10 protein-coding genes are annotated in these 16,852 nt (G+C 72.7%); 6 read left to right on the top strand and 4 right to left on the bottom strand.

All coding sequences use genetic code 11. The features are described from left to right. Together WMF19_RS18620 and WMF19_RS18615 are read left to right on the top strand one after the other, a co-directional pair. Positions 1-1,440, top strand: coding sequence for a PLP-dependent aminotransferase family protein (locus WMF19_RS18620; RefSeq protein ID WP_437900324.1), 1,440 nt, complete (start codon positions 1-3; stop codon positions 1,438-1,440). 491 nt (positions 1,441-1,931) lie between these two features. Then, the gene (locus tag WMF19_RS18615; protein WP_437900323.1) at positions 1,932-3,194 is read left to right on the top strand and encodes a kelch repeat-containing protein; all 1,263 of its coding nucleotides are present in this window, start codon (positions 1,932-1,934) and stop codon (positions 3,192-3,194) included. Positions 3,195-3,260: 66 nt separating this feature from the next. On the opposite strand, the gene WMF19_RS18610 is transcribed toward WMF19_RS18615, so the two are convergent. Further along, on the bottom strand, positions 3,261-3,956 hold the full coding sequence (locus WMF19_RS18610) for an O-methyltransferase (protein ID WP_437900322.1): 696 nt from the start codon (positions 3,954-3,956) through the stop codon (positions 3,261-3,263). Positions 3,957-4,088: 132 nt separating this feature from the next. Between WMF19_RS18610 and WMF19_RS18605 the strand changes: the two genes are divergently transcribed. Then, positions 4,089-5,000 (top strand): LysR family transcriptional regulator, encoded by a 912-nt coding sequence (locus tag WMF19_RS18605; RefSeq protein WP_437329939.1) that lies wholly within the window; start codon positions 4,089-4,091, stop codon positions 4,998-5,000. A 338-nt stretch (positions 5,001-5,338) separates the two neighbouring features. Next, positions 5,339-6,856, top strand: a complete 1,518-nt coding sequence (locus WMF19_RS18600) for a glycosyl hydrolase family 8 (RefSeq protein ID WP_437900321.1) — start codon at positions 5,339-5,341, stop codon at positions 6,854-6,856. Between the two features lie 143 nt (positions 6,857-6,999). On the opposite strand, the gene WMF19_RS18595 is transcribed toward WMF19_RS18600, so the two are convergent. From WMF19_RS18595 to WMF19_RS18585, 3 genes are all read right to left on the bottom strand, one after another. Continuing rightward, positions 7,000-8,202: a hypothetical protein gene (locus tag WMF19_RS18595; protein WP_437900320.1), complete on the bottom strand. Its 1,203-nt coding sequence runs from the start codon at positions 8,200-8,202 to the stop codon at positions 7,000-7,002. Positions 8,203-8,341: 139 nt separating this feature from the next. Then, on the bottom strand, positions 8,342-12,982 hold the full coding sequence (locus tag WMF19_RS18590) for a sigma 54-interacting transcriptional regulator (RefSeq protein ID WP_437900319.1): 4,641 nt from the start codon (positions 12,980-12,982) through the stop codon (positions 8,342-8,344). 37 nt (positions 12,983-13,019) lie between these two features. Next, positions 13,020-14,471 (bottom strand): hypothetical protein, encoded by a 1,452-nt coding sequence (locus WMF19_RS18585; RefSeq protein ID WP_437900318.1) that lies wholly within the window; start codon positions 14,469-14,471, stop codon positions 13,020-13,022. Between the two features lie 326 nt (positions 14,472-14,797). Between WMF19_RS18585 and WMF19_RS18580 the strand changes: the two genes are divergently transcribed. Together WMF19_RS18580 and WMF19_RS18575 are read left to right on the top strand one after the other, a co-directional pair. Then, positions 14,798-15,532: a type 1 glutamine amidotransferase domain-containing protein gene (locus WMF19_RS18580; protein ID WP_437900317.1), complete on the top strand. Its 735-nt coding sequence runs from the start codon at positions 14,798-14,800 to the stop codon at positions 15,530-15,532. Between the two features lie 866 nt (positions 15,533-16,398). Then, complete coding sequence (locus WMF19_RS18575; protein ID WP_437900316.1) at positions 16,399-16,749, top strand: hypothetical protein; 351 nt, start codon at positions 16,399-16,401, stop codon at positions 16,747-16,749. Positions 16,750-16,852 lie beyond the last annotated feature (103 nt).

Genomic DNA, 16,852 nt, shown 5'->3' with positions numbered 1-16,852 from the left:
ATGTTCTCGCTCGACCGCGACTCCGCCGTTCCCCTGGCCGACCAGATCGAGGCGCGGCTGCGCGCGCTGATCGAGGGCGCGCAGCTGCCGCCCGGCGCGCGGCTGACGTCGATCCGCCAGCTGGCGGCGCAGCTCGGCGTGAGCCCCAACACCGTGGTGACGGCCTACGATCGGCTGGTGGCGGCCGGGCTTCTCGAGTCGCGCGGCACGGCCGGGTTCTTCGTGTGCGAGGCGGCCTCGGCCATGCCCAGCGAGGCGTGGCTGGAGGCCGGCGAGGAGCAGGAGCCGGTGTGGCTCGCGCAGCAGTCCAACGACCAGCGCGCCGGCGTGCTGCTGGCCAGCAGCGGCGCGCTGCCGGCGAGCTGGCTGAGCGACGCCATCCCTGCGACGGTGCTCCAGCGCGCGCTCGCCCGCAACGACGCCGGCATGGCGGCGCGCTGTCCGCCGCAGGGGCTACCCGAGCTGCGGGAGCGCATCGCGATGCTGATGCGCTCCCAGGGCCTCGCGGCCGACGCCGGCCGCGTGCTCACGACCTGGGGCGGCACGCATGCGATCGACCTGATCTGCCGGGCCTTCCTCCAGCCAGGAGACGCGGTGCTGGTGGAAAACCCGGGCTATTTCCTGCTGTTCGGCCGCCTGCGGCAGGCGGGCTACCGCCTCGTCCCGGTGGCGCGAACGCCGGACGGCGTGGATCCGGGGGCGCTGGAGGCTGCGTGCCGCGAGCACCGGCCCAAGCTCATGTTCCTCCAGAGCGTGCTGCACAACCCGACCGGCTGGGGCTCGAGCGCCGCCAACCTGCACCGCGTGCTGACGATCGCGCACCAGCACGGTGTCCTCATCGCCGAGGACGACGTGCACGGTCACTTCCACCCAGGGCATCCCACGCGGCTGGCGCAGCTCTCGGGGCTGGACGGGGTCATCTATTACTCCAGCTTCTGCAAGGCGCTGAGCCCGGCGCTGCGCCTCGGCTACATCGCGGCCGAACCAGGGCGGCTGAAGCCGCTGCTGCGCGAGAAGATCTATTCGGTGCTGACGACCGGCGCGCTGAACGAGCTCGTGCTCCTGGAGGTGCTGTCGGCCGGCAGGTGGCGCAAGCACATCGACCGGCTGCAGCAGAAGCTCGGCGCGGCACGGAACGCAGCGGCGCGCCGGCTGAGCGACGCCGGCGTGCTGCTGGACCACCCGGGTGAAGGCGGGCTGTTCCTCTGGGGCGCGGCGCCGCGCGGGGTGGACGTCGACGAGCTGGTGCAGGACGCGTACCTCAACAAGATCCTGCTGGCGCGCGGGGCGACGTTCATGGCGGATGGGGCGGGCGATCCGCATATCCGGTTCAATGTGGTGTTCAGCCAGCATGTGCGGGTGGCGGAGTACCTGGGGCCGCGGTTTGCGGCCGTGGCGAGCGCGCGAGGGGCGATGGAGAGGGCGGTGGTGGGGGTTTAGCGGGCATAGGCGTTGACCAAGCTTGGTCAACGAAGCCCGCCCCCATCGGACACCAACGTGAACGTGAGCGTTTACGTGAACGTTTACGTGAACGTTTACGTGAACGTTTACGTGAACGTTTACGTGAACGTTTACGTGAACGTTTACGTGGTCGTGGTCGTCAACGGTTGGCCGTGAACGACCACGACCACGACCACGACCACGACCACGACCACGATTACGATTACGACCACGTAAACGTTCGATGTAGGAGAACGCGGTGCGAGGCTTGGTTAACGCCTATGGCGCGTAGCGGGTGGAGAGGGTCCCCGCGAGCGGGGTACAGAGTCCACGCTCGGCATCGCGGAGCATACGAAGCGTCAAAGCGCTCGCTCAACCAAGCGCGCCCCGTTCCAGCTTAGCGGCCATCTGATATGGTCTTCTGTTGCGCTCCATGGCGCGTCCCCAGCACGGGACGGCTGCCACTCCTCCAGCTCCTGACGAGGTCCTACATGTCCACCATCGGTCGTCGCCATCATCGTGGTCTGGTCGCCTTCGTTTCCCTCGCCGCGCTCGCGGTCGCCGGCTGCGGTGCTGGGGCGGAGCCTGAACCCCTCGCCTCGGATGCGCTCGAGGAGGGGGCGCTGGAGGTGAACTCGGCGCCTTTGGCCCACCACCACGCCAAGAAGAAAAAGTGCCGCCGCCACGTCGGCGTCCACGCGGAGTGGTCGTCCGTGGCGCCGCTGCCGGTGGCGCGAGAGCGGCACGTCGCCCTGCTCATGCCGGACGGCCATGTGATGGTCGCCGGCGGCAGCGGCGATTACCCCTACCCCACGACGGTCGATTTCTACAATCCCGCCGCTGACACGTGGACGACCGGTGACACGCTGCCCTACCCCATGTCCCCCGTTGGCGCGGCGCTCCTCCAGGACGGCAGGGTGCTCTTCAGCCCGGGCGGGCTTGTCTACGATCCGAGCACGGGCACGACGGCGAGCGTCCCACTCACGCCCGGCGAGGCGGCCCGTGGTTGGGAGTTCGCCTATACGGCGCTCACCCTCCTGCCGGACGGGAGGGTGCTGCGCACGGGCGGCAGCGACGACGACAGGAGCCTCAAGGAGGCCGTGTTCTACGACCCCGCCACGAACACATGGTCCAGCGCAGGGTCGATGTCGGTGACCCGCTACCTTCATACGTCGACGCTGCTCCAGGACGGGCGCGTGCTCGTCGTCGGCGGCTACACGTTGAACGGCAACGAGATGCCCCAGGGCCGCACCAGCGTGGAGATCTACGATCCGGCCACGGGCGCCTGGGCGGCGGCGGCGCCGACGAACCTGCCCCGCATGCAGCACACGGCCACGCTGCTGCCGAGCGGGCGCGTGCTGGTGGTGGGCGGCGGCGGCAGGATCTACGGCGGCACCGAGGAGGAGATCGAGATCCTCGTCGACGCCGGCGAGACCGCCGAGATCTACGATCCCGCGAACGACACGTGGACGTTGACCGCGCCGCCGAACTTCCTCCACACGTGGGCATCCGCCGTCACGCCCATGTCCCACGGCCGCGTGATGGCCGTCGGCAGCGACGGCGCCGAGATCTACAAGGAGGCGAACGGCACATGGACCGAGATCGACGAGCCGATCCAGAGGGGCTTCCACACAGCGACGACCCTGCAAGACGGCTCGGTCCTCATCACGGGCGGGTATGACGCGACGTACTTCAGCAACCCGCCAACCCTCGCGAGCGTGGAACGGTACGGGGGCTGCAAGAAGAAGCATTGATGAAGCATTGATGCACACGCGCCGCCGCGCGCTGCTCGCCTCGCGCGAGGAGCGAGGCGACCTGTCTCACGCCCCGCCCTCGCGCCCGTCGCGGCCATGCCAGCAGGAGACCTCCAGCCTGTCCCCCAGCGGGATCTCCACCGACCCGTAGCCGCTGCCCGCGCCGCGCACGTACTCGAGGTACGGCCGCAGGTCATCCGGCGCGATGTCGAGATCGTCCGCAACGATGAGCGCGCCCCTCCGCAACCGGGGCTCGAGCATCTGGAGCACCGGCAAATAAAGGTTCTTCCATCCGTCCAGCAGAACGAAGTCGATCGGCCCCTCCACGTCCCGCAGCGTCACCAGCGCGTCTCCCTCGCGGATCTCGACGAGCTCCCCGAGCCCGCTCTCCTCGAGGTTGTGCCGCGCACGCCGGACCTTCTCCGGGTGCATCTCGCTGCCGATCACCCGCCCGCCGCCCCCGGCATCGCGGACGGCCGCGGCCAGGAACACCGTCGAGATCCCGAACGACGTGCCGAACTCCACCACCGTGCGCGCCCTCGTCGCGAAGGCGAGCAAGTGCAGTAGCCGCCCGACCTCACGGGAAACCGGCAGATACGCGTCGGCGAGCATGTGGGCGAGCCTCTCGGGGTCGGGGCTCGGCCCGCGGCGCTCCAAGTCGCCGCGGACGCGGGCGATGATGCCCGGATCGCCGCTGTCGGCGTCCTGGAAGAGGCGGTCGAGGGTCCTTTGAACGCGCGGCGAATCGAGGGTGGTGCTCATGATGACAGGTCTCCTCCGGGCAGGCCCATGGCGACGGCTCCCCTGCCCTCGCGGCTGCCCTGTTCGACACCCAACCTGCGCCCGAACAGACATGACTTCCAGTGCATGTGCGGTAAGTTATTGCTGCGTCCCATGCACTCCATGGATCTGAACCTGCTCGTCGCGCTCGACGCGCTCCTCGAGGAAGAGAGCGTCCTCCTGGCCGCGAAGCGGATGCACCTCAGCCCCTCGGCCATGAGCCGCACGCTCGCGCGCGTCCGCGAGGCCGTGGGCGACCCGATCCTCGTGCGCGCCGGCCGGCGGCTCGTGCCCACGCCGCGCGCCGCGGAGCTGCGCCCGCGCGTGCGCGCGGTGGTCGCCTCGGCCAGCGCGGTCCTCCGCGAGCGGGGCGCGCTCGACGTCGCCGCGCTCACCCGCAGCTTCGCCGTCCGGACCGGCGACGGCATGGTCGGCCTCCTCGGCGCCCCGCTCCTCGACGCGCTGAGGGCCGAGGCCCCGGGCGTCACGGTCCGCTTCCTCCCCGAGGGCGACGAGGACGTCGCCGCGCTCCGGGAGGGCCGGATCGATCTCGACGTCGGCATCATCGGCGACATGGGCCCGGAGATCCGCGTGCAGGCGCTCGTCAAGGACCGCTTCGTTGGCGTTGTGCGCCGCGGCAGCCCGCTCGCGTCCGGCAAGGTGACGCTGCAGCGGTTCGTCGAGCACGCCCACCTCGGCGTCTCCAGGCTGGGCAAGACCTGGGGGCCCATCGACGAGGCCCTCAAGAAGAAAGGGCTCGCCCGGACCACCGCGGCCGTGGCGTCAGGCCACTACGCGGCGCTGTGCCTCCTCGCCAGCTCCGACCTCGTCGGCGCGTTCCCGTCGAAATGGCTCGCGCACGCCGCCCCGCGCTTCGATCTCGTCACGTTCCCGCTGCCCGTGACCACGCCGGCCATCACCATCTCGCAGGCGTGGCACCCCCGCTTCGACGCCGACCCCGCGCACCGGTGGCTGCGCGACCGGCTCCGCCGCGTCTGCCGGTCGCTGGCGGAGTTCAGGGCGTAGCCGCGCCCGGCCCAGAAGCGCCGATTCGAGGCGTGTGAACGTCGATCATGTCGACCGCGTCGACCCGTGAGCGAGCAGCGCTGTGACGTGAAGGAGGCCCCCTTCGACACATGAAAAGATGCTGGGATCACGCAACTTTTCTAGAAGAGCCGGATCGCAGTTGTCACGGTGTCCTCTCACCCCGAGGCAGACCCGGCAGTTGGGGCTTGACGCCTCCGAGCGGTTGGATTTCCTTCTCGCCGAGCAGCGTCAATACGTGGACGTCGCCAGCGATGTTCACGCCGAGCGCGTTCTCACAGGATGCGAGCTCGAACACGAGGACAGTGATGAACTTGCGAATGCTAACGTCTCCCGTCGCATCGGTATGGTTTGCGGTCACGGTGATCGCCTGCGCGCCCAGCAACCAGGGCACCCAGGTCGGCTCGCCCGATCCGGCGAGCTCCGCGACTCCGGCCGACAGCGCCGCTCCGGCCACCACCGCGAGCCCGAGCGGCACGGCCCAGGCGCCCGCCCCGGCGGAGCCCGCGCCCCTCGGTCCGCCGCTCAAGCCCGCTGCCAAGGGAGCGTTCGCGACGGGTGAGTATCGCAACCTGTTCGCCGAGCTCGGACACAAGCCCGCCGAGATCGACGCCAAGATCGCGAAGGCCTACGAGCAGCTGTTCCACGGCGATCCCAAGGAGCAGGCCGTCCTGTTCCCGGCAGGGAAGAACGCGAACGGCCCCAAGGCGTACATCATGGATATCGGCAACAACGATGTCCGCTCCGAGGGGATGTCGTACGGCATGATGATCGCCGTGCAGGTCGATCGCAAAGACGATTTCGACGCCCTGTGGAACTGGGCCAAGTCCCACATGTACCATGCGGATCCGAAGCACCCCGGCTTCGGCTACTTCTCGTGGCAGATGCACCCGGACGGCACGGCCATGGATGAGAATCCCGCGCCGGACGCGGAGGAGTATTTCGCCACCGCGCTGCTGTTCGCGTCGAACCGCTGGGGGAACGGCAAGGGGATCTACGACTACAAGAAGGAAGCCTTCGCGATCCTCGACGCGATGAAGAACCGGAAGCCGATCACCGGGCCGGTCAACAAGGACAAGCGCAAGACGACGCTGCACTCGCTCTTCAACACCGAGCACAAGATGGTCCGGTTCACGCCCGACGCGGACAACTTCGCGAAGAACGGCGATCACACCGATCCATCGTATCACCTGCCGGCGTTCTACGACCTCTGGGCGGCCTGGGGCCCCGAGGCGGATCGCGCGTTCTGGGCCGAGGCGGCCAAGGTGAGCCGCGATTACTTCGTCAAGACGACCCACCCGAAGACCGGGCTCGCTCCCGATTACGCCAACTTCGACGGCACCCCCAAGGGCGCCTCGTGGGACGCGGGGACCGCCAACTTCCGTCAGGACGCGTTCCGCACCGCGATCAACTGGTCGGTGGACGCGGCGTGGTGGGCGAAGGATCCGCGGCAGACCGAGCTGAGCGATCGCCTCCTCGCTTTCTTCGAGGCGCAGGGCCCCAAGTACAAGGGCAACTTCACCCTCGAGGGCAAGCCCACCGTCGACTACGACTCGCTCGGGCTCGTGGCGGCGAACGCCGTCGCGGCGCTGGCCGCTACCCATCCGCGGGCCTGGCGCTTCGTCGAAGAGCTGTATCAGCGCGAGGCGCCCACCGGCAAGTGGCGGTACTACGACGGCATGCTGTACACGATGTCGCTGCTGCACCTGAGCGGCAAATTCCGCATCATCACGCCGCAGGAGCATGCCGCGGCGCCGGCTGCCGGGAAGGCGCCGGCTGCTGGGAAGGCGCCGGCTGCTGCTGCGAAGGCGCCTGCTGCCGCTGCTGCGAAGAAGTAGCTCGGCAGGCGTGGGGGCGCTCGGATCACTCCGGTGATCGCGGGCGCCCGACACCGACTCCCCTCGCAAGGCCTGTCCCGCCGGGTGGTGGTGTTCCCGGACCTACACCGCGTCGCCGCGGGGCCAGCCTGCGCCCCCCTGGATCATCGGGCGACGCCGCGGAGCTCCAGCTCGCCTCCCGGCGAGCGCGCCGCCAGCACCGTGATCGTCGCAGAGGCCGACGGCCCGAACAGCTCGAACGCCGAGAGCCCGGGGACCTCGGCCGCGGGCGCCGAGAGATCGGCCGGCCTCCGCCGCAAGGACGCATTGCCGTCTGCAGGCCGCTCCACCCACTCGATGAGCTCGCCGCGGACCTCGGGGAGCACGTACGGCCGGCCCGACTGCTCGATGCTCGCGGCCAGGGCGTCGCCGTCCGCAGGAGCGGTGATGTCCCCGATCCGCAGATCGAACTGCTCGAACTTGGGCTCCGGATGAAACGGCGCCCATTCGAGATAAGCCACCACCGTCTCCCCGGCGCCGAGCATCGGGAAGGACTGTTGGCCTTCCCGGGAGCGCCGGGTGGCGCGCCTCGTGCGCCGGTCATAGACCACGATGTCCGCGAGATCGCGCGCGTCCTCGTCGAAGCGGCCGTCTGGATCCTCGGAGAAATCAGCGAAGGCGACGTGCGTCGCCGAGATGTCCGGGAAACGCTGCTGGCCCGGGCCGGACGCGATCGGGACCGCCTCCGCCTGGCCGATCTCGTACAGGAAGACGTCCGTGTCGCCGCTCTCGTCCGCGGTCAGCCAGCCTGTCAGCACCACGGCGTCTCCCTCCACGCGCGGCTCGCCCGCGTGATCGAACGGGCCGCGGATCGTCTGCGTCTGGCCACCCCGGCGCACGCGCACCACGCGTGATCCGCTGTCCGTCGCCTCCCAGACCACGACGTCGCCGGCGAGCGCAGGCCGGCGCGGCGTCTCGGCGGCCGGCGCGAGGAGGAGCTCTTCGCCCGTACCGAGATCACGCAGCCTCAGAGCGCCGCTCGCGTCGCCGGCCTCGCGCGGCGCGACGTAGGCCAGCCAGCAGCCGTCGATCGCGTAGGGGGGAGCTCCGGGCGCCTGCGGGGCGCCTGTGTCGACGTCGGAGGCGAAGACGGCGACGCCGTCGGCCGCGGAGGCATCGCATGCAGCGGGCGGGGGCGGCTCGGTGGGGGCGCCACCTCCGCCGTCCGGCAGGGGCGCCGGCGATCCGTCGACGGCCGCAGGCGAGCAGCCCGCGACGAGCAGCGCGAGGGCGAACCGCCCGCTCCACCCACGGCGAGGGCTCGGTCCTCGAGGGTGGCAGGGGCGCGGGAGGATCGGAAAGACCATTTGTCCTGCCGCGCAGCCTCGTTGGTGCTCTTCCTCGAGCCTCGATGTGTTCAGTGCTCCGGAACCGCTGCTCTTCATAAAGAGTCCTCCGATACTGCGTTTGCCTGCCTCTTTGTCAGCAGCGCCTCCACGAGGGGGTTCACCCCGCTTTTCCCTGCGATCCGGAGGGGGCGCGCATGCCGAGGCGCGCCATGCGCTTCTTCAGACCGTGGCGCGTGATGCCGAGGCGCTCGGCCGCGCGGCTGATGTTCCCGCCGGTCTCCGCGAGCGCGCGGCGGATCGGCTCGCGCTCGTCGTCCCCGGCCGGCGCGTGGCGCGCCTCGCCCGCGGGGCGCTCCGCGGCCGGCGGCGGAGCGGGGCTGGCCGGCGGTCGCGCCTCGCCCGCGGGGCGCTCGGCGGCGGGCGTCCGGCGCGCGCTCGCTCGCAGCGCGCTCGCCCGCACCCCCCGCGGGAGGTGCTCGAGGTCGACGCGGCGCACGCCCAGCGCGGCCAGGCGCTGGACCAGGTGCGCGAGCTCCCGCACGTTGCCGGGCCACGCGTAGGCGTCGAGCGCCGCGAGCGCGCGCGGCGCGATCTCGATGGGGGCGCCCGTCCGATCCAGGTACCCGGCCAGCAGCAGCGGCACGTCGCCCTCCCGATCGCGGAGCGGCGGCACGTGGATCTCGATCGCGTTCACCCGGAAGAGCAGGTCCTGCCGGAACGCCCGCTCGGCGACCGCCTGCGCGAGATCCCGGTTCGTGGCCGCGACGATCCGCACGTCGAACGGCCGCTCGTCGTCGCTGCCCACCGGGCGATAGCGCCGTGACTCCAGCGCCCGCAGCAGCACCGCCTGGCGCGGGAGCGGCAGCTCCCCCAGCTCGTCGAGGAAGAGCGTGCCGCCCTCGGCCCGAGCGAGCAGGCCGGGGCGCGCGCGCTCGGCCCCCGTGAACGAGGCCCGCGCGTGGCCGAAGAGCTCCGCCTCGAAGAGCGTGTCGGGGACCGCGCCGCAGTTGACGGCGACGAGCTCGCGGGAACGGCGCGGGCCGAGATCGTGGAGCGCGCGGGCGAAGAGCTCCTTGCCCGTGCCGGTCTCGCCTATCAGGAGCACGGGCAGATCGCTGTCGATCGCGGCGTCGAGGCGCGCGAGCGCCCGGCGCAGCGCGGCGCTCTGGCCCAGGATGCCGGGGAAGCTCCTCCGCAGCGGGGCCGTGGGCACGACCGTTGTGTCGGCGTGCCGGAGATCGGGCGCGGGCTCCGCGAGCGAGGCGAGGCAGGCAGGCGCCGGGCCTTCGCGGCGCGGCTCCTCCGGCGCTCCGGGGCGGGCGAAGAGCCGCAGGAAGAGCCCCGCGAGCGACGCCCAGCGAGCGGCCTGCACCTCCGTGACGGCATCGAAGCACGCCGGGCGGAACCGGTGCTCGACCACGAGGAGCGCGCGCGGAGGCCCGGGGAGCGCCGGCCCCGGCGAGACCGCGCTCGCCGCCGGGGCGCGCGCGCCCGTCGAGGCGTGGTCTGCGCCGCCGCGCACCACGAGCCGCGAGCCGCGGCCGCCCGGCGTCTCCACGTCGCGCTGGTAGTGGACGGGCGCGGCCTGGCTCAGCGCGAGCCGGGCCAGGTCGGGCGCGATGCGCCGCGCCGCCTCGGCGATCTCCAGCCCGTCGAGATCGGCGCCCCAGGCCGCGACCACCCGCCCCTGCTCGTCGACCACGGCGAGCAGCGCGCGCTCGGCCCCCGACTGCTGCACGAGGGCGCGGGCGAGCCCGATCGCTGCCTCCGCGGCGCCGTCCGCCGTGCCCCTCGCGCCGTCGCCCGCGGCCGCCACCGATGCGAGCCACGCCCAGAGCGCTTCATCCTCCCCGCTCGCCGCCGCTGTCATGCCTCGGCCAGCATACGCGCTGCCCGCCGCCGGTGCGCCCGGCCGCGCCGAGCGGAGCACGTCGAGCGCCTGCGCCTCCACCTCCGCGAGCATCGCCGCGCGCGCCCGCCGCGCGGCCCGGATCGCCCCCCGCGCCGCCCGCCGTGGCTCCGCTGGCAGCTTCGTGAGGTACACCTGCGCCTCCGCCACCTGGGCCCGCGCGTCCACGAGCGGATCGTTCGCTCGCACGCCCGGATCCAGCGCAGCGAGCGCCGCGAGCGCCCTCGGGCCGTCGCCGTCGAGCAACGCAACGTTCGCCCGCGCGATGACCAGATCGGCCTGGATCGCCGCAGGGAGCGACGCCGCGAGCGCCCACGCCTCCTCGATGCAGCGCTCCGCCGCGCGCGCGTCGCCGCGGCGCACCTCGATGTCCGCGCGCGCCGACAGGCACCAGCCGCGCCCCGCCACCTGACCCAGCGACCGCGCGAGCCGCATCGCCTCGTCGAGCGCGCGGAAGGCGTCCTCGTAGCGCGACGCCTTCCCGAGCGCGATCCCCAGGTTCATCAGGCACGAGCGCATGCCGGCTCGATCCCCGAGGCTCCGCTTGACCGCGAGCGACGCCTCGAACGTCCGCACCGCGTCGTCCACCTGGCCGCGGTAGAGCGCCACGATGCCCGCGTTGTGGTGGAGCCGCGCCACCTCTTCCACGTCGTCCACGCGCTCGCCTTCCATGTCGTCCACGCGCTCGCCCGCCGAGGGCAGCTTCGCCTGCGCGCCCGCGAGCCACGCCTCCGCCTCGCCCCAGTCGGCGCGCATGAGCGCCACGAGCCCCAGCGTCGACAGCGCGAACGCCTCGGCCGCCCCGCCGCCGAGCCTCCGCGCCGCCGCGAGCGCCGCGAGCGCCTGCTCCTTCGCCGCCGCCGCGTCTCCATCACGCGCGCGCCTCTCCGCGCGCCGCCGCAGCGCGAGCACGAGCACCCGCTCGTCCCCCTGCGCCGCCTCGTCGAGCCACGCGACGACCTGCGGGTGCGCCGCGCCCACGCCCGCGTCGCGCGTCAGCCGCTCGAGCCTGCACAGGAGCGCCGGGGTCCTCCGGTCCGCGTCCTCGCCGAGCGCGAGCAGCGCGTCGATCTCCTCCGACCGCAGCCCGGCCTCGCGCGCTCGCGCCGCCGCCCGCTCGTGGAGCTGCGCGCGGCGGGCGCTCGTGCACGGCGCCGCCGCCGCCGAGAGGAGCGCCGACGCAGGCGCGCCGGGGTCCGCGAGCAGCGCCGCGGCGACCTCCTCGGCGATCTCCGGCGTGGCGAGCGCCGCCGCGAGGTCCCTCGCCAGCGCGGGAGCGGACAGCGTGATGAGCGCGCCGGCCGCCGCCTCCCGCCTCGCGATCAGCGCGCCCGCGAGCAGCTCGCCGAGGGCTCGCTCGCCGGAGGCGCGCGGCTGCCCGCCGCCCAGCGCGTCGACCCGGCCGCCGCGCCCGAACCCGAGAGAGCAGCGCGCCTCGGGCAGGGCGCCGCCCGCGATCGCGATCGCGGCGAGCGTCGCGCAGGCGTCGGCCGACAGCCCGCGCACGCGCTCGATCGCCGTGTCCTTCGTGAGCGGCACGCGGCCGAGCGACGCGAAGAGCCACCCCGGGTTCTTCCCCGACGCCACGGCGGCCTCTCGCACGCTCGCCTCGTCGTCCACGCCGAGCGCGCGGCACAGCGCGCCGAAGCTCGCGTCGCCGAGCGGCCCGAGCGCCACGCACGCCGCGCCCTCGGGCGCGCTCCGGGCCGTCGCGATCACCTCGATCGCCGCGCCGCCGGGCGCCGCCGGCCGGCACCGGTACGCGTCGAGCGCGGCGCGGAGCTCGGCCGGGGCCTGATCCAGGTCGTCCAGCAAGAGCAGGAGCGGAGGCCCGTCGCGGGGCGGCGTCACGAACGGCGGCGCCTGCTCGGCGCCCCGGAAGAACGCGATGAGCCGCAGCAGGAGCGGGTCGGCGTCGCGCGGGAACGCCACGTAGCGGGCGCTCCGCCCGGCGAGCAGCGCCCGCGTCACGAGCTCGCGGCCGAGGTGGCTCTTGCCGGCGCCGCTCGGCCCCGTGACATAGCGCACGCGCCCTGACCGTGATGGCGCCTGCTGCAGCGCCTCGAGCTCGCGCTCCCGCCCGATGGGTGCGGGCGGCGCCCCGACGGCGATGCCGGCCTCCGCGGCCGCGACGCCGAGCTGCCGGAGCACCTCGCGGGCCTCGGGGGGGCGGTCTCGCGGGTGCAGCGCGAGCAGCGCCTCGATCACCTCGGCCACGCTCGGCTGGACCCACGGTGCGGCGTCGCGCAGCGGGCGCCGCGCGCGAGAGGGCCCGGGCGGGCGGCCCGCGGCCGAGCACCACGCGAGCGCCCCCAGGCTGTAGAGGTCGGACGCGGGCGAGGGCGCGCCCCCGGCGAGCAGCTCGGGCGCGGCGAAGGCCGAGGTGAACGCGACGGCGCCGCCCGGCGCCCGCGCCCTCGAGACCGCCGCCCCGAGGTCGAGGAGCACGGCCTCGGCGCCGCCCGCGCCGAGGGGCCGCATCCGCACGTGCGCCGGCTTGAGATCGCTGTGCACGAACCCCGCGTCGTGCAGGGCGGCGAGCGTCCTCGCGACGCCGCCGAGCACGCCCGCGAGCCGCGCCGGGCGCTCTGCGGCCGGGCCCTCCTGCACCCACGCCGCGGCGTCGTCGCCGGCCACGTACTCCTCGACGAGGAAGGGCGCCCCCGTCCGCTCGTCCCGCCCGAGATCGTGCGCCCGCACCACGCCGGAGATGCGCAGGCGCGCGAGCAGCGCGAACTCGCCGAGCAGGGTGTCCTCGCGGAAGGCGCCCTGACGGAACACCTTCGCGACGAGCTCGCGCCCCCGCGCCTCGCGGTCGATCACGCGCCCCACGACGCCCTGCGCCCCCTGCCCGAGGATCTCGCCCGGCTCGTACCGAGGATGGGCCATGAAGGGCTCGCGCCGCGGGGCGTGCATGGCCGAGAGGTTACTCGCGCGCAGCGCTCGCCGTCGCTCCGGCCGCGATGCGGGCGAGCAGGGGCTCGCCGTACGCAGGCTCGCCGAGGAGCGCGAGCGCGCGGCGGAGGCGCGGCTCGGCGAAGCGCCCGAGATCGTCGAAGTGGCGCGCGGCGTCGCCGGCGAGGGACGGGTCTGCGAGCCGCCGCGCCGCGCCGACGTCGGCCGACTCGATCTCGGGCGAGAGCACCTCGACGCGGAGCATCATCACGCGCACGACATCGGCAGGCGTGGGAGCGATGGTGATCGGGATCGAGGCGTCGGTCCACGTCTGAGGAGCGAGGTAGAGCACCCGGACGCCGGGCGTCCGGAACCACTGGCGCTTCCAGGTGTTCACCATGGCGACGGCCTCGTCGTGGTACAGGCCGGTCGCGTCGAGGGCGTCGATCATGCTCGCGCCGAGCGACTGGACGAAGTCGTCGAGGGGCGGCGCTCCGTCGAGCGAGGGGGCGCGCTCGACGAGCCTGCCGCCCGTGGCGATGCCCTGGGGGTGCGCGACGAACGCCCCCGTCGAGGCGCCGACGTTGAGGACGAAGACGGCGCCGATCGCCTCGTCGAGGGTATTCTCGGCGGAGATCGCCCCGCCGGTACCGGCCGTCACGCGGACGGGCAGGTCGAAGTTGCCGAGCCCTCGATAGAACAGGAAGCGCTCGTGCTGGGGCGTCTCCGTCGCGCCGGGCACGCCTGCGACGCGGAGCGGGTTGGCGCCGACCTGGCGCGCGTGAGCCCACGTGAACCGATCGAGCGGCGCATCGGGCAGAGGGATATCGCCGTCGCGCCCGAGGACCTCGATGTTACTCCACTGCAGGTAGCCGTTCGCGTTCGGGCCGTACGTCTCCGCGCACATCTGCGAGCTGAAGGGGAACTCGGGGTCGTACGCCGGGTCCGCGTACGTCGTCACGCCAACAACGGTGTTGGGCGCGATGATGGGCGGGGAGAACTCGCGGACGGCGGGGTACCACTGCGTGAAGATCCCTTTGCGGAACGAAATCTGGACGTGCGCGTTGAGCGGCTCCTCGGAGTAGAAGTAAGTGACCGGCGTCTCCATCTTCACATTGACGTTCGTCGAGATCGAGCCATCGAGCGAGCCGGCTTCGAGCCGGTCATAGACGAAGGCGGGGAGGTCCTCCTCTTCGTGGTGCAGCCCCGGTTGAAGCGAGCCGTCGGAGCCGACGACCACGGTGTCGGTGCCCCATTCGTGGACGATGAAGCCCTTGCCGGGGTACGCGAGATCCGGCGCCGGAGGCACGGCGGGCGTGGCCTGCTGGCCGGGAGAGGCGCCCTCGTGAGGCGCTGGACCGGGCGGATCGGCCGGCGCGTCGCCGGTCGAGCTGCCGCCGTCGGACGTGCCGGCGCACGCGGCGAGCAGGGTGGCGAGGAGAATGGGAAGCGTGAGGCGGTGGGATGTCGGTTCGGTTACCATGGTAAGATCTCCTGCCAACCCCTGAAGCAGCTCTCGGGCCACAGCGCCAAACCATTGAATCTCAAAGGATTTATCGCATCGCAACGGGGCGGTTACCAGAGGACGTGGTAACCGGAACGGCGGGGTGACCAGGAGCTGGTAACCGCTTGGCGTGCGCCTCCAGCTCCTCCGTTCGAAGGCCGTGGGCGTCGACCGGCACATGAACGACGTCGGCCGCCCCTGAGGCGTTCTCTCGGATGCTCCTGGACTTGGTCGCCGGCACGCCATCGAGCGCATAGACCTTGCAATGAGCCCGAGATGCGCGCTCGCGCGTCACGAGGTCGAAGATGCTGTTTCGGAAAAGGCTGAAAGGGTTGCATGTCGCGGTGCTCGCGACCGAGGGATTCGAGCAGGTCGAGCTGACGATCCCGACGAAGGCGCTCCGCGCCGAGGGGGCCCACGTCGAGGTGCTCTCGCTCCGACGCGGGAAGATCCGCGGCCTGAACCTGTACTGGCCCGGCCGTACGGTGCGCGTCGATCGGACGGTGGAGCAAGCGGCTCCGGCCGACTACGACGCCCTGCTCTTGCCGGGCGGCTTCATCAACCCCGACCTCCTCCGGCAGAGCCGAGCGGCGCGGGAGTTCGTCAGGGCCATCGACGAGGCGGGGAAGCCCATCGCCACGCTCTGCCACGGCCCGTGGGTGCTCGCGTCGGCGGGGCGCCTGAACGGGCGGCAGCTCACGTCATGGCCTGGCATTCGGGACGATCTCGTGCATGCCGGCGCCGTCTGGCGCGACGAGGCCGTCGTGCGCGACGGGAACTGGGTTTCTAGCCGCGGTCCGCACGATCTGGCCGCCTTCACGCGCGCGATGATCGAGCTCTTCGCGGAGCGCGATTCGGTAGCGCCGAAGGGAGCGGCGTCACACGCGATCTCGGCCCCGCAGCAAAGCGCGCCTCCGCCGTGGGCCGTGGCCGGGATGGTGGCCCTGTCGAGGGCCTACACAGCGCGCCGGCTCCTCGGGGCGGCGGCGGTGCTCGGCGCCGGGATCCTCGCGCTCCGGCGGCTCGCCAGGCAGGCGTGACGACCCCGCGCCATGGCACCTCGGCGCCTGCTGCCGGGCGCCCGCTGCCATCCGCGGTACGTGGGGCATTTTCCGACGTTGAATCAGGAAGGCGTGAGCCTCCCTCGACGCGGGTTCGACCCAAACGTTCGGCGCGGATGTGGAGCGTCGAGCCCACGCGCCTCGATGCCGAGCGGGCCCCGGCGGCATGGGCGGTGGCTTCGCGAACGGAGGATGGAGGACATCATGGTGCAAAAGAAGGTCTTCGGATTGATGGCCGGCGTCGCGCTCGCGGCCCTCGGGTCGGGCGTCGCGTTCGCGCAGGACAGCGGCCAGCCGGGAGGGACCGGCTCGGGCCGGGGACAGGGCTCTTCCTCCGGCTCCGGCACGAGGCAGGGCGGTGCCGGTCCGAGCCAGAGTCCCGCCGGCGGGGCGTCCGGCATGAGGCAGGGCGGTACCGGTCCGAGCCAGGGTCCCGCCGGCGGGGCGTCCGGCATGAGGCAGGGCGGTACCGGTCCGAGCCAGGGTCCCGCCGGCGGGACGTCCGGCATGAGGCAGGGCGGTACCGGTCCGAGCCAGGGTCCCGCCGGCGGGACGGGCAGTTCCGGCGGCCAGGGCGCCAGGTCGGGGACGTCGCAAGGCCAGAACATGTGCGAGTGCGCGTGCAGCACGCCGGGCGCGAAGCCCCGTGGCTCGTCCGGTTCGGGCAGCGGTAGCCCTGGCGGTGGAAGCCGCTCCGGCACGCCTGGCAGCGGCAGCAGCTCCGGCGCGCCCGATGGTGGCAGCGGCTCTGGCTCGCCCGGCGGCTCCGCCACGCCCGGCGGTGGCAGCGGCTCCGGCACGCATGGCGGCTCCGCCACGCCCGGCGGCGATCGCTGACAGCGGCGATGGTGAGCACGAAACGTGATCGGGAACAGGCGATCTTCCTCGCCGGAGCGCTGGGTCTCTTCTACGTGCTCGCCGGGATCTGGCCGCTCGTCAACCTACGTACGTTCGAGGCGATCACTGGCCCGAAGAGCGAACGTTGGCTGGTGAAGACGACAGGTCTGTTGATCGCGGTCATCGGCACGACGCTCGTGATCTCCGCGCAGAGAAGCCGCATCCCGCCCGAGGTCGCCCTGCTCGACGGAGGGGCCGCGGCGGGGCTCGGGACGAGCGCATCACGGTCGCACTTTGCCGGCGGCCCGCTCTGGAACGAACGCCTCTGTCGGAGCGCCGGAGGAGCGCCAGAGCGGTGATGGGGACGCCGCTTGGCTGCCCCATTGCCCTGCGTGTCACCGCCCGCCGTCATGCAGCAGAGCGCCCTTCTTCGCCCGCGCACCGCCCTGGCACAATGATGCT

Origin of the sequence: Sorangium sp. So ce124 (assembly GCF_051525235.1) — a bacterium.
Lineage (GTDB): Bacteria > Myxococcota_A > Polyangia > Polyangiales > Polyangiaceae > Sorangium > Sorangium atrum.
The sequence above is the reverse complement of the archived record's forward strand: the minus strand, read 5'-3'. Positions and strand labels throughout refer to the sequence as shown.